The sequence below is a fragment of the Alsobacter sp. P4_H11 genome, from assembly GCF_056400925.1.
Genome location: NZ_JBFUKI010000009.1, coordinates 15,901 through 28,347, shown reverse-complemented (window position 1 = coordinate 28,347; position 12,447 = coordinate 15,901). Strand labels below are relative to the sequence as shown.

Genomic DNA, 12,447 nt, shown 5'->3' with positions numbered 1-12,447 from the left:
TGGCGATCAGGCTGCGGGCGCGTCGGCCGGGCCGGCGAGGTGACAGGCGACCGGCCATGGCCCGCCGCGCGGAACGAGCGCGGGAACGACGGTCCGGCATTGCGGCTCCGCAATGGGGCAGCGCGGGTGGAAGGGGCAGCCGGGCGGCGGCGCGATGGGGCTCGGCAGCTCGCCGCGCACCGCCTCGCGGGCCGAGCGCGCATGCGGGTCCACCTGCGGCACCGCGGCGATCAGCGCGCGCGTGTAGGGGTGACGCGGCGCGGTGAACACCGCCTCGGTGTCGCCGGTCTCCACCACCTTGCCGAGATACATAACGGCGATGCGGTGCGAGATGTGCCGCACCAGCCGCAGGTCGTGCGTTATGAATATGAGCGTGAGGCCGAGCCGCTCCTGCAGCTCCAGAAACAGGTTCACGACCTGCGCCTGCACGGACACGTCCAGCGCCGAGACGGGCTCGTCCGCGATGATCACGGAGGGCTCCACCGCGAGCGCCCGCGCGATGCCGATGCGCTGGCGCTGGCCGCCCGAGAATTCATGCGGGTATCGGTCGGCGGCGTCGCGGGGGAGGTGGACGAGATCCAACAACTCGCCGACCCGGTCGCGCACCGCGCCGCCTTCGACGATGCGGTGCACGGTCAGCGCCTCGGCCAGCGCGTCGCCCACCGACAGGCGCGGGTTCAACGAACCGTAGGGGTCCTGGAACACCATCTGGACGCTGCGGTTATAGGCCCGGCGCGCGTCGCCCGAGAGTTCGAGCACGTTTGCGCCCTCGAACCGCACCGCGCCGGCGTCCGGCTCGTGCAGCCGCACGAGGCAGCGCGCCAGGGTGGACTTGCCGCAGCCGGATTCACCCACCACGCCCAGGGTCTCGCCCTTGCGCACCGTGAGCGACACGCCGCTCAGCGCCTGGACGGCCCGCACCGGGCGGCGGGCGAGGATGTCGGCGAGGCCGCGGCCGAGCGGGAAGGTCTTCACCAGCCCGTCCACGGTCATGATGGGGGCGCCGGCCATCGGCGCGGGTGTCAGGATGGTTTCGCTCACGCGACGCCCTCCCGCGCGGCAAGGCGGTCGCTCGCCCAGCAGGCGGCGCGCTGGTCCGGCGCGACGGGCGCGAAGGGCGGCGCCTCCACGGTGCAGCGGTCCTCCACATAGGCGCAGCGCGGCGCGAAGGGGCAACCCGCGATGGCGCGGTCGAGCCGGGGCGGCTGGCCGGGGATGGGCCGCAAGGGCGCGCGCGCCGCGCCGCCATGCGGCATGCTGCGCAGCAGCGCATCCGTATAGGCATGGCGCGGCGCGGTGAAAACCTGGTCCACCGGGCCGCTCTCCACCACGCGCCCGGCATACATGACGCTGACGCGGTCGCAGGTTTCGGCGACGACGCCGAGGTCGTGCGTCACCAGGATCAGCCCCATGCCGAGCTCGCGGTTGAGCCGCAGCAGCAGCTTGAGGATCTGGTCCTGGATGGTGACGTCCAGCGCCGTGGTGGGCTCGTCGGCCAGCAGTAGCTTCGGCTCGGCCGCGAGCGCGATGGCGATCATGGCGCGCTGGCGCATGCCGCCCGAGAACTCGTGCGGGAAGCCGGCGAGCCGCTGCTCGGGCGACGCGATGCCGACGAGATCGAGCAGCTCGACAGCGCGGCGCCGGCGCCCGGCGGCGTCCAGCGTCGTGTGGGCGACGAGGCTCTCGTCGATCTGGCGGCCGATGGAAATCACCGGGTTCAGGGCCGACATGGGCTCCTGGAAAATCACCGCGATGTCCTTGCCGCGGATGTCGCGCAGGCGCTTCTCGGGAAGAGCGAGCAGGTTCTCGCCCTGCCAGCGCACCTCTCCGGTGATGGTGGCGTTGGAGCGCAGCAGCCGCAGGATGGCGCGCAGCGTCACGCTCTTGCCGGAGCCGGATTCGCCGACGAGCCCCAGCGTCTCGCCAGGCGCGACCGAGAGATTGACGCCGTCCACGGCGCGGATCTGGCCGCGCTTGGTGGCGAAGCGGACATGGAGGTCGCGAACGTCCAGCAGGGCGGAGGAGGGCGCGGGAGCGGGGGCGGCCATCAGCGCCTCACATCCATGAGGTCGGCGAGGCCATCGCCGAACAGGCTGAAGCCGATGCCGCAGAACACGATGGCGAAGCCCGGAAACACCGTGATCCACCAGGCCTGCGAGAAGAAGTTCTTGCCGTCCGCGATCAAGACGCCCCATTCGGCCGCCGGCGGCTGTGCGCCGAGGCCGAGATAGCCGAGGCTGGAGCCAAGCAGGATGGCGAGCGCCATGTCGGTCATCCAGTAGACCAGGATCGGCCGCGCCGCGTTGGGGAGGATGTGGCGCAGGAGAATGCGCGCCTCGCCATAGCCCAGCACCTTGGCGGCCGACACGTAGTCCTGGCCCCGCAGCACCTGCACCTCGCCTCGCATCAGCCGGGCGTAGAACACCCAGCCGACCACCCCGATAGCGATATACATGTTGGAGAGCCCGGGCCCGAGCACCGCCACGATGGCGATCACCAGCACCAGAAACGGGAAGGTGACGACGAGGTCCACCAGCCGCCCGAAGATCGCATCCGCGATCCCGCCGTAGTAGCCGACCAGCAGGCCGATAATCGTGCCGATGACGAGCGTGCCGACGGTGGCGAAGATCGCAATCTGGAGGTCGATGGTGGAGGCCGCGATGGTGCGCGAGAGAATGTCGCGGCCGAACTGGTCGGTGCCGAAGGGATGCGCGGCCGAGGGCGGCTGCAGCAGCGCGCCGTAGTCGAAGGCCAGCGGGTCGTAGGGGGCGATCAGGCCGGGCGCGACGGCGCACAGCAGCACCACGAGCAGCACGGCCGCGCCAGCGATTAGCGAAGCCGGGGCGCGGCGGAAAGTGAGCGCGAGGGCCGTCATCGGGCCACCCGCGGGTCGAGCGCCATCTGGATCAGGTCGGTGACGAGGAAGGCCAGCGACACCACGACCGCGAGGATGAGCGTCAGCGCCTGGATCATCGGGTAGTCGCGGGCGAAGATGCTGTCGACCATGAGCCGGCCGACGCCCGGCACCGCGAAGACGCTCTCGGTGATCACCGCGCCGCCCAGCAGCGAGCCGGCATGGAGGCCGACCAGCGTGACGGTGGAGATCAGCGCGTTGCGCAGCACGTGGCGGATCATCACCACCCGGCGGGACAGCCCCTTGGCGCGGGCGAAGTCGACGAATTCGGCGTTCAGCACCTCGAGGATGGAGGCGCGCAGGTTGCGCATGATCACGGCCGAGAAGCTCAGCGCCAGCGTGGTGGAGGGCAGCAGCAGGTGCCACAGGATGTCGGCGAAGCCCTCGCCATAGCCGCCTACCGGAAACCAGCGGAACCAGGCGGCAAACACGGTTAGGAGGATCAGCCCGACATAGAACACCGGCGACGACAGCCCGACCTGGAACACGCCGCGAATCAGGAAATCCGGCCAGCGATTGGCGTTCACGGCCGCCACGAAGGCGAGCGGCACGGCGAGCGCCAGCGCGATCAGGGTGGCGAGACCTGTCAGCACCAGCGTCACGGGCAGGCGTTCGGCGATCACGGTCGTGACTGGCGTGCGGAACGCGATGGACTGGCCGAAATCGCCCTGCAGGGCGCTGCGCAGAAAGAGGAGGAACTGCTCCAGGATGGAGCGGTCGAGCCCCATCTGCTCGCGCAGCCGGTTCACGGCCTCGTCGGTGGCGCGATCGCCCAGCGCGGCGCTCACGGGGTCGCCCGGCAGCAGCCGCGCCAGCACGAACACCACCACGCCAATCAGCAGAAAGGTCGGCAGGATCTGCAGCAACCGCGCGGCGATCAGTCCGGCCTTGCTCATGCGTGTCCTTTGTCGGGGAGGGGTGGGAGCCCTGGGCGGGCGGAAAGCCAGAGCGCCTCGCCGTCATTGCGAGCCGAAGGCGAAGCAATCCAGTCTAGAGGCTGGGCGCTGCGCTCCAAGCCCGGCCTCTGGATTGCTTCGCTCCGCTCGCAATGACGGGAGGGTGTAGCCACCGTGGAGCGCCTCGCCGTCATTGCGAGCCGGAGGCGAAGCAATCCAGTCTGAGGCTGGGCGCTGCGCTCCAGGCCCGGCCTCTGGATTGCTTCGCTGCGCTCGCAATGACGGGGTGGGGTACGACGACCCCGCGTCACTACAAGAAAAGCCAGCCTCACTTGTCCTTGTAGGCCGCCTCGAACAGGTTGTTGCCCAGCGGGATCTGCACGAAGCCCTTGGCGTTCTTGCGGAAGGCGACCGGGTAGGGCGTCTCGTACAGGAACAGGATGGGGGCGGCCTCCGTGTAGCGCTGCTGGATTTCCTTGTACTGCTCGGCGCGTTCCTTGGGGTCGATCTCCTGCTGGCTCTTCTCGAAGAGCTCGTCCACCCGCTTGTCCTGCCAGTTGGAATGGAGGGAGTGGATGTTCGGCCAATAGGCGAAATACGACGTGATCTGGCTCGGGTCGGAGATGTCGTTGGTCCACGCCGACGTCCGCATGGCGAAGTTCTCCTCGCGGTAGCGGGCCGTGCGGGTGGCGTTGTCGACCTGGTCGATGCGCAGCTTCACGCCGACCTGGCCCCACATCTGCTGCACGGCCGCGAGGTCGTTGGCGTCGTCGCCATTGCCGGAGAGCGAGTAGATGGAGGTCTCGAAGCCGTTGGCGAAGCCGGCCTCGGCGAGCAGCGCCTTGGCCTTGGCGAGATCGTATTTGTACAGGTCCTGGCCATAGAAGAGCGGCGTCGTGGACGACATGTAGGAGCGCATCGGCTTGCCGAGGCCGAGCGTGGTGATCTGGATGATCGCGTCCTTGTTGACGGCGTAGTTCAGCGCCTGCCGGACCTTCGGGTTGCTGAAGGGGTTCGGCTTGCCGTCCTTCATGGTCGGGCCGCTGTAGAAGGTGAGGTAGCGCACGCGCGTGGCGGGCCAGAGCTCCATGCGCAGGTTCGCGTCGCCCTGCAGCTCCTTCACCCGCGAATACGGGATGAACTCGGTGCCGTCGATCTCGCCGGCCTTGAGCTTCAGGAGGCGCGTGGCGTCGTCCGGGATGATCTGGAACTCGAGCTCGTCGAGGTAAGGCAGCGCCTTCCCGTCCTCGCCCTGCTTCCAGTAATAGGGGTTGCGCTTCAGCGTCATCGAGACGCCGCGCTTCCAGGCCGTCATGATGAACGGGCCGGTGCCGATCGGCTTCTCGGCGAAGGCCTTGGCCTTCTCCTCCGGCGTGGCGCCGGCCGAGGCCTCGAACAGCTTTTGCGGCAGGATGGCGGCGTTGAAGGTCGCGAGCGCCGGGATCAGCGTCGGGTCGGGATGCTTCAGCGTCAGCGTCACGACCTCGGGGGACGTTACCGCGATCGACTCGATTGAGGCGAGCGAGGACGACCACGCGCCGGCCTTGGGATCGCGGGCGCGGTCCAGCGACCACTTCACGTCCTCGGCGGTAAGCGCCGAGCCGTCCGCGAACTTCACGCCCGGGCGCAGCGTCACGGCGAGCGACTTGCCGTCGGCCGCCATGTCCCATTTGGTGGCGAGGCCCGGCTGCACGCCGACGCCGTCGGCCGTGGGGGCGAGCAGCGTGTCATAGAGGTTCGTCAGAACCCAGATGTCCACGTTGGCGTCGTTCAGCACCGGGTCGAGGAACAGGCTGTCGGCGTAGCGGGCGTAGATCATCTTGCCGCCACGCGTCGCCGCATCGGCGGCGGAGGGCAGGTGGATCAGGCCGGCGGCGAGCGCGAGCGCGGCGGCGCTCGCCTTCAGAAACGTCCTTCTCATCTTTTTCTCCCCTCAGCGGCTTCACGCCGTCTGGTGTTCTGTCCTAGGATGCTAGAAGGGTCGACAATCGGACGTCAACAGGAACGTCTCGGAAAGAGGCTCTGGAGTTGCAGATTCCGATGACGCGCCCGTCCTTTGTGCTAACTGCCTAGAACAGATGCCAGGCGCCTCTCTTCTCAGCAACCTTGCCGCCGCGCTGGACCGGACGCTTCCGGTGCCGCTCAGCGTGCAACTCAAGGGGCTGATTGAATACGGCATCACCTGCGGGGAGCTGCCGCCCGGCACGCGCTTGCCCTCCGTGCGCGAGCTCGCCGAGGCGGGCGGCATCGCCCCCATGACGGCCGTGGCGGTGTATCGCGAGCTGCAGGCGAGCGGGCTCATCGCGACGCGTCCCGGCGCCGGCACCTATGTGGCGGACGACGCCCGGGCCGAGAGCCCGGAGGCGCTGGCCCGAGTGCAGGCGCATCTCGACGCCGCGCTGGCCGCCGCCGAGGCGGCCGGGCTCTCCACCGCGCAGGTCGCCTCGCTGCTCACCGCCGCGATCACGCGCGGCCGCGTCCGCGACGGCCGGCCGATGCGGCTGGTGATGCTGGGCGTTTTCCCCGAGGCCACAAAGGCCTATGCGGGGGAGATCGCCCGGCAGCTGAAGCCTGGCGACAGCATCGCGCCGCTCACCTTCGAGGAACTCGCGGCCAAGGGCTGGCCCGGCGCGCCGCCGGACCTCATCGTCACGTTGGCCAACCGCAAGAGCGAGGCCGAGCAGATCGCGGCCGGCGTCGCCCCGGTGGCGAGCGTCAGCTTCCTCCCCGCGGAGGCGACCCGCGCCCGGCTCGCCGCGCTGGATCCGCTGGCGCATGTCGGGCTGGTCTCCGTGTTCCCCGAGTTCCTGGCGCTGATGAAGCCCGGCGTGCTGCGCTTCGCCCCGCATGTGCGCGCGGTGGACGCCATCGTGGCGGACGACGCCGAGCTGCCGGCCTTCCTGCAGCGCGTCGACGTGGTGGTGTACGCCACCGGCGCGGAGGCCGCGCTCACGGCCGCCGGCGCGCCGCCGGAAGGCTCCGCCAACGCGATCGAGTATCGCCACACGCCCGATCCCCACGCGGTGCAGGGCTCCCTGCTGCCGCTCATCGAAACCCTACGAAACGGCGCCCCGGTGCGCCCGATGCTCAAGGAGGCTGTCCCATGAGGATCAGCGACATGAACTGGATGCAGGTCGAGGACTACCTCAAGGGCGACGACCGCGCCGTGGTGCCGCTCGGCTCCACCGAGCAGCACGCCTATCTGAGCCTGTCGGTGGACTCGATCCTGTCCGAGCGCGTCGCCCTGGAGGCCGCCGAGCCGCTGGGCGTGCCGGTGTTTCCCGTGCAGGCCTACGGCATCACGCCCTATTTCATGGCCTATCCGGGCACCGTGTCGCTGCGGGCGACCACCTACGCGGCGGTGATCCGCGACATCCTGGATTCGCTGAAGATCGCGGGATTCAAACGCATCCTTCTGTGCAACGGCCATGGCGGCAACTCGCCGGCCCAGACCGTCAGCGTCGAATGGATGGGCGACAACCCGGATGTCTCCGTCTGCTTCCACAATTGGTGGAACGCGCCGAAGACCTTCGCCAAGGTGCAGGAGACCGACACGGTCGCCTCGCATGCGTCCTGGATGGAGAACTTCCCCTGGACGCGGCTCGCCAACATCCGCGGCCCGGAGGAGCAGAAGCCCATGGCGGATCTCGACCGCATGCGCACCAAGAACCCGGCCGGCGTGCGCGAGATCCTGGGCGACGGAAATTTCGGCGGCCTCTACCACCGCTCGGACGCGGACATGCAGGCCATCTGGGACATCGCGGTCGCGGAAACGCGCGCGCTGATCGAAGGGCTCGGAGCGTGAGCGGCGTCCAGGGATCCATCCTGATCTGGGGCGCCGGCGCGATCGGCGGCGTGGTCGGGGCCTATCTCATCCGCGCCGGCCTGCCGGTGGTCTTCGTCGATATCGACGCCGCCCATGTGGAGGCCATCAACAGCCGTGGGCTTGAGATCGAGGGGCCGATCGAGCAGTTCACCGTGCAGGCCAAGGCCTTCACGCCGGACGCCGTGCAGGGCCAGTTCGGCTGCATCCTCCTGTGCGTGAAGGCGCACCACACGCGCGGCGCGGCCGAGCAGCTGAAGCCGCATCTGGCGCCGGGCGGCTATGTCGCCTCCTTCCAGAACGGGCTCAACGAACTCGAGATCGCGGACGTGGTCGGGCGCGAGAACACGGTCGGGGCTTTCGTGAATTTCGGCGCCGACTACATGGCGCCGGGCCTCGTGCAATACAGCGGCCGCGGCGCCGTGGTGATCGGCGAGATCGACGGCGCCCTCACGCCGCGCGCCAAGGCGCTGCACGAGACCATGCTGCTGTTCGAGCCCAACGCCGTGATCACCGACAACATCATGGGCTACCTCTGGGGCAAGCTCGGCTATGGCGCGCTGCTGTTCGGCACAGCGCTCACAAACGCGTCCATCTGCGAGGCGCTGGACGCACGCGAGCCGCGCGAACTCTTCCGGCGCGTGGCCGGGGAGGCGACGGAGGTCGCGATGAAGCTCGGCGTCAACGCGCTCGGCTTCAACGGCTACACGCCCGAGGCCTTCGCGCCGGGCGCGCCGGATGCGGCGGCGGACGCCTCGTTCGACGCCATGGTGGCGCACAACGCCAAGTCGGCGAAAACGCATTCGGGCATCTGGCGCGACCTTGCGGTGCGCAAGCGCAAGACCGAGGCGGACGCCCAGCTCGGCCCCATCGTGAGCTTCGGCGCCGAGGTCGGCGTGCCGACCCCCGCCACGCAGGGCGTCATCGCGATGATCCACGAGATCGAGGACGGGAAGCGCCCGCTTGCCTGGGAGAACCTTGCCGAGCTCGAAGCCGCATTGCCCCCCAAAGCCTGAGAGAACCCCCATGCAGATCCTGTTCGAAGGGCGCCGGGCGCTCGTCACCGGCGCGGCCCACGGCATCGGGCGCGCCATCGCGGAAGCCCTGGCGGAGGCTGGCGCCACTGTAGTCGCGGCCGACATCCTGGCCGCCGAGCTCGCCCCCGTCGCCTCGCATGCGTCCGGGCGGATCGCCACCGCGGTCGCGGATTTGAGCCGCAAGGCCGACATCCAGGCGCTGAGCGCGCAGCACGGCCCATTCGACATCCTGGTGCACAGCGCCGGCGGCGTCTGCGGGCAGGTCGGCCGGCCGCTGGAGGAGATCGAGGAGGCGGACTGGGACGCCATCGTCAACATCAACATGAAGGCCGCCTTCCTGCTCGCGCAGGCGACCGCCCCGGCCATGAAGGCGAAGGGCTATGGCCGCATGGTGTTCATCTCGTCCGGCGCCGGGCTCGGCGTCAGCCTCACGGGCATCCAGGCCTATGCGTCCGCCAAGGCGGGCGAGATCGGGCTCACGCGCCAGCTCGCGCATGAACTCGGCCAGTTCGGCGTCACGGTGAACAGCGTCGCGCCCGGCTTCGTGCGCTCCAACCCGAGCAGCGAGAAGCAGTGGGCGAGCTACGGCGCCGAGGGGCAGAAAGCCATGCTGGGCCGCATCGCCACCCGCCGCCTCGGCAAGGTCGAGGACATCTCCAACGCGGTGCTGTTCCTGGCCAGCGAACAAGCGTCCTGGATCACCGGCCAGACGCTTCCGGTGGACGGCGGCAAATGAGCGACACCGCCGCCATCGAGGCGAAGCTGAAGGCCGACCAGCCGCGCCACATCGAGATCCTCAAGCGCTTCGTCGCCATTCCGAGCGTCTCCACAGACCCGGCCTACCGGCAGGGCGTCGCGGATGCGGCCGCCTTCGTGGCGCAGCGCCTGCGCGAGGCCGGGATGGGGGAGGTGGCGATCCACCCCACCGGGGGCCACCCGGTGGTGACGGCGTCATGGCGCGGCGCGCCGGGCGCGCCGACCGTGCTGGTCTATGGCCATTACGACGTGCAGCCGCCGGACCCGGCCGAGGCCTGGCGCTCGCCGCCCTTCGCGGCCGAGATCCGCGACGGCCGGCTCTATGCGCGCGGCGCCTCCGACGACAAGGGCCCGATGCTGATCCCGATCGCGGTCGCCGAAGCCTTCATGCAGGCGGATGGTCGGTTGCCGGTCAACATGGTGTTCCTGTTCGAGGGCGAGGAGGAGGTTTCGAGCGCTCATCTGGAGCCCTTCGTGGCGGAGCATCGCGATCTGCTGAAAGCCGACTTCACCCTTTCGGCCGACGGCGCGCAGTGGCGGGCGGACCTGCCCAGCGTCACGGTGGCGAGCCGCGGCATCTGCGCGCTGGAAGTCACCGTGCGCGGACCCGGCAAGGACCTTCATTCCGGCCGCCACGGCGGCGCGGTCGCCAACCCCATCCAGGCGTTGGCGCGGCTCATGGCCGGCCTGCATGACGACAGCGGCGCGGTGGCGGTCGCGGGCTTCTATGACGGGCTCGACCCGGTGAGCGACGCCGAGGTCTCGGCCATCGCGGCGATCCCGTTCGATGAAGCCGCCTATCTCAAGGAGGTCGGCGCGCCCGAGGGGGCCGGGGAGGCGGGCTACACGCTGCTCCAGCGCAACTGGATCCGCCCGACGCTGGAGTTCAACGGCGTGCATGGCGGCTACACGGGCGCGGGCAAGAAAACCGTGATCCCGCAGGAAGCTTCGGCCAAGATCACCTGCCGGCTCGTGCCCGGGCAGGACCCGGCCCGCATCGTCGACCTCATCGCCCGCCACCTCGAAGCCGCAGCCCCGCCCGGCGTGCGCGTCTCCGTGAAGCGCGAAACCGGCGGCGCCCCCGCCTACGCGATCCCGGCCGACCACCCCGGCCTGGCGCTCTCCGAGGATGTCCTCGAAGGCGTCCTCGGCCGCCGCCCCGTCCGCGTCCGCATGGGCGCCACGATCCCGATCGGCGACATCTTCAAGCGCGTGCTGGGCATCGACACGGTGTTCTTCTCGTTCGCGACCGTGGACGAGGACTATCACGCCCCCAACGAGTTCTTCCGCCTGTCGAGCTACGAAGCCGGAATGATCGCCTGGGCCAGGTATCTGGGGCGGTTGGGGAATGGCGCCTTCTCCCGGTCGGGAGAAGGTGGTCCGAAGGACCGGATGAGGGACTAGCGCGTTTTCATCGCCCGCCAGACCCTCATCCGTCAGTTTCGCTGACACCTTCTCCCGGGGGGAGAAGGGACGCGCCCGGCAGGAGAATTTCCATGACACCCACACCCTCCCGGGACGGCGCCATCCGGCGTGCGGCCGAGCATTTCGCGTCGGGCGCGTTTCTGGCCGAGTTGCGGGGGCTCGTGGCGCATCGCACCGAGAGCCAGTCGGGGGAGCGCGGCGCCGAGCTGCGGGGCTACCTGACGGACGCGATTGCGCCGGCGCTGGCCAAGCTCGGCTTCATGTCGTCGGTGGTGGACAACCCCATGGCGGGCGGGCCGCCGTTTCTGCTGGCCGAGCGGCATGAGGGGCCGGACCTGCCGACCGTGCTGGTCTATGGCCATGGCGACGTGGTGAACGGCCACGAGGGGCGGTGGCGCGAGAACCGCGACCCCTGGGCGGTGACGGTGGACGGCGACCGCTGGTACGGGCGCGGGGCGGCGGACAACAAGGGCCAGCACGCGATCAACATCGCGGCGCTCGCGCTGGTGCTGGCCGAGCGGGGCGGTTCGCTGGGCTTCAACTGCAAGGCGCTGATCGAGATGGGCGAGGAGACCGGCTCGCCGGGCCTGCGCCAACTCGCCGACGCGCACGGGCAGGCGCTCGCCGCGGACGTGCTGATCGCCTCCGACGGGCCGAGGCTCAGCGCCGAGCGGCCGACGATCTTCCTGGGGTCGCGCGGCGCGCTGAATTTCGACCTCACCGTGAACCTGCGCGACGGCGCGCATCACTCGGGCAACTGGGGCGGGCTGCTGGCCAATCCGGGCACGATCCTGGCGAACGCCATCGCGTCGCTGGTGGATCGCAACGGGCGCATCCTGCTGGACGCGCTCAGGCCGCGCGAGATCCCGCCGGCCGTCCGCGCCGCGCTGGCGGACCTGACGGTGGGCGGCGGGCCGAACGACCCGGCGATCGACCGCGACTGGGGCGAGCCCGGGCTCACCCCGGAGGAGCGCGTCTTCGGCTGGAACGCGCTGGAGGTGCTGGCTTACGAGACCGGCATCCCGAGCGCGCCCGCCAATGCGGTGCCGGGCTTCGCCAAGGCGACGCTGCAGCTGCGTTTCGTGGTCGGCACGGACCCGACGGAGGCGCTGGCCGCCATCCGGCGACATTTCGATGCGAGCGGCTATGACGCCGTCACGATCGCGGCCAGCAGGATGGAGACGTTCTCGGCAACGCGGCTCGATCCGGAGGACCCCTGGGTGGGTTGGGCGCTCCAGTCTCTCGCGCGCACCAGCGGCAAGAAGCCGGCGCTGCTGCCCAATCTGGGCGGCTCCATTCCCAACGACGCCTTCTCGGAAACGCTTGGTTTGCCGACGATCTGGGTTCCGCACTCCTACCCGGCCTGTTCGCAGCACGCGCCGGACGAGCACCTGCTCGGCTCGGTCGCCGAGGAGGCGCTGCGGATCATGGCTGGATTGTTTTGGGATCTGGGCGAGACCGGCCCGGCCGTGCTGGCCAAGCGCCGGGCGCAAGCAACCTTGGCGTGTGATGCGCCTACTACCAATGGTTCTGGTTGACCCGCGGCGGGGTCTTGCCCCAGAGAAGAAGCCTCATCGCAGCGCCGGTCTTCGACCG

General features: G+C 69.8%; 11 protein-coding genes. 6 read left to right on the top strand and 5 right to left on the bottom strand.

Going from position 1 to position 12,447, the window contains the following annotated elements; translation table 11 throughout:
• Positions 1–6: 6 nt before the first annotated feature.
• From AC1DSZ_RS16660 to AC1DSZ_RS16640, 5 genes are all read right to left on the bottom strand, one after another.
• Entirely contained in the window at positions 7–1,041 is a 1,035-nt protein-coding gene (locus AC1DSZ_RS16660) for an ABC transporter ATP-binding protein (protein ID WP_476839470.1), read from the bottom strand.
• Positions 1,038–2,048, bottom strand: coding sequence for an ABC transporter ATP-binding protein (locus AC1DSZ_RS16655; RefSeq protein ID WP_476839469.1), 1,011 nt, complete (start codon positions 2,046–2,048; stop codon positions 1,038–1,040). Before AC1DSZ_RS16655 ends, AC1DSZ_RS16660 begins: the two co-directional genes overlap by 4 nt.
• Complete coding sequence (locus AC1DSZ_RS16650) at positions 2,048–2,875, bottom strand: ABC transporter permease (protein ID WP_476839468.1); 828 nt, start codon at positions 2,873–2,875, stop codon at positions 2,048–2,050. Before AC1DSZ_RS16650 ends, AC1DSZ_RS16655 begins: the two co-directional genes overlap by 1 nt.
• Complete coding sequence (locus AC1DSZ_RS16645; RefSeq protein ID WP_476839467.1) at positions 2,872–3,810, bottom strand: ABC transporter permease; 939 nt, start codon at positions 3,808–3,810, stop codon at positions 2,872–2,874. The genes AC1DSZ_RS16650 and AC1DSZ_RS16645 overlap by 4 nt, the downstream gene beginning before the upstream one ends.
• Positions 3,811–4,138: 328 nt before the next feature.
• The gene (locus AC1DSZ_RS16640) at positions 4,139–5,731 is read right to left on the bottom strand and encodes an ABC transporter substrate-binding protein (RefSeq protein WP_476839466.1); all 1,593 of its coding nucleotides are present in this window, start codon (positions 5,729–5,731) and stop codon (positions 4,139–4,141) included.
• Between the two features lie 214 nt (positions 5,732–5,945).
• On the opposite strand from AC1DSZ_RS16640, the gene AC1DSZ_RS16635 reads away from it, so the two are divergent.
• From AC1DSZ_RS16635 to AC1DSZ_RS16610, 6 genes are all read left to right on the top strand, one after another.
• Complete coding sequence (locus AC1DSZ_RS16635) at positions 5,946–6,917, top strand: GntR family transcriptional regulator (RefSeq protein WP_476839465.1); 972 nt, start codon at positions 5,946–5,948, stop codon at positions 6,915–6,917.
• Positions 6,914–7,615 (top strand): creatininase family protein, encoded by a 702-nt coding sequence (locus AC1DSZ_RS16630; RefSeq protein ID WP_476839464.1) that lies wholly within the window; start codon positions 6,914–6,916, stop codon positions 7,613–7,615. The genes AC1DSZ_RS16635 and AC1DSZ_RS16630 overlap by 4 nt, the downstream gene beginning before the upstream one ends.
• Positions 7,612–8,649 carry a ketopantoate reductase family protein gene (locus AC1DSZ_RS16625; RefSeq protein WP_476839463.1) on the top strand — a complete coding sequence of 346 codons (1,038 nt, stop codon included), beginning with the start codon at positions 7,612–7,614 and terminating at the stop codon, positions 8,647–8,649. Before AC1DSZ_RS16630 ends, AC1DSZ_RS16625 begins: the two co-directional genes overlap by 4 nt.
• A gap of 10 nt (positions 8,650–8,659) precedes the next feature.
• Entirely contained in the window at positions 8,660–9,406 is a 747-nt protein-coding gene (locus AC1DSZ_RS16620; RefSeq protein ID WP_476839462.1) for an SDR family NAD(P)-dependent oxidoreductase, read from the top strand.
• Positions 9,403–10,830, top strand: coding sequence for a dipeptidase (locus AC1DSZ_RS16615; protein ID WP_476839461.1), 1,428 nt, complete (start codon positions 9,403–9,405; stop codon positions 10,828–10,830). Before AC1DSZ_RS16620 ends, AC1DSZ_RS16615 begins: the two co-directional genes overlap by 4 nt.
• A 92-nt stretch (positions 10,831–10,922) precedes the next feature.
• A complete protein-coding gene (locus AC1DSZ_RS16610) occupies positions 10,923–12,389 on the top strand; it encodes a M20 family metallopeptidase (protein ID WP_476839460.1) in 1,467 nt (488 codons plus the stop codon).
• Positions 12,390–12,447: the final 58 nt, after the last annotated feature.

Excerpts from the sequence above, each read along its gene's own strand:
- AC1DSZ_RS16655 (WP_476839469.1), bottom strand. The coding sequence starts at position 2,048 with ATGGCCGCCCCCGCTCCCGCGCCCTCCTCCGCCCTGCTGGACGTTCGC.
- AC1DSZ_RS16650 (WP_476839468.1), bottom strand. The coding sequence starts at position 2,875 with ATGACGGCCCTCGCGCTCACTTTCCGCCGCGCCCCGGCTTCGCTAATC.
- AC1DSZ_RS16645 (WP_476839467.1), bottom strand. The coding sequence starts at position 3,810 with ATGAGCAAGGCCGGACTGATCGCCGCGCGGTTGCTGCAGATCCTGCCG.
- AC1DSZ_RS16640 (WP_476839466.1), bottom strand. The coding sequence starts at position 5,731 with ATGAGAAGGACGTTTCTGAAGGCGAGCGCCGCCGCGCTCGCGCTCGCC.
- AC1DSZ_RS16630 (WP_476839464.1), top strand. The coding sequence starts at position 6,914 with ATGAGGATCAGCGACATGAACTGGATGCAGGTCGAGGACTACCTCAAG.
- AC1DSZ_RS16620 (WP_476839462.1), top strand. The coding sequence starts at position 8,660 with ATGCAGATCCTGTTCGAAGGGCGCCGGGCGCTCGTCACCGGCGCGGCC.
- AC1DSZ_RS16615 (WP_476839461.1), top strand. The coding sequence starts at position 9,403 with ATGAGCGACACCGCCGCCATCGAGGCGAAGCTGAAGGCCGACCAGCCG.
- AC1DSZ_RS16610 (WP_476839460.1), top strand. The coding sequence starts at position 10,923 with ATGACACCCACACCCTCCCGGGACGGCGCCATCCGGCGTGCGGCCGAG.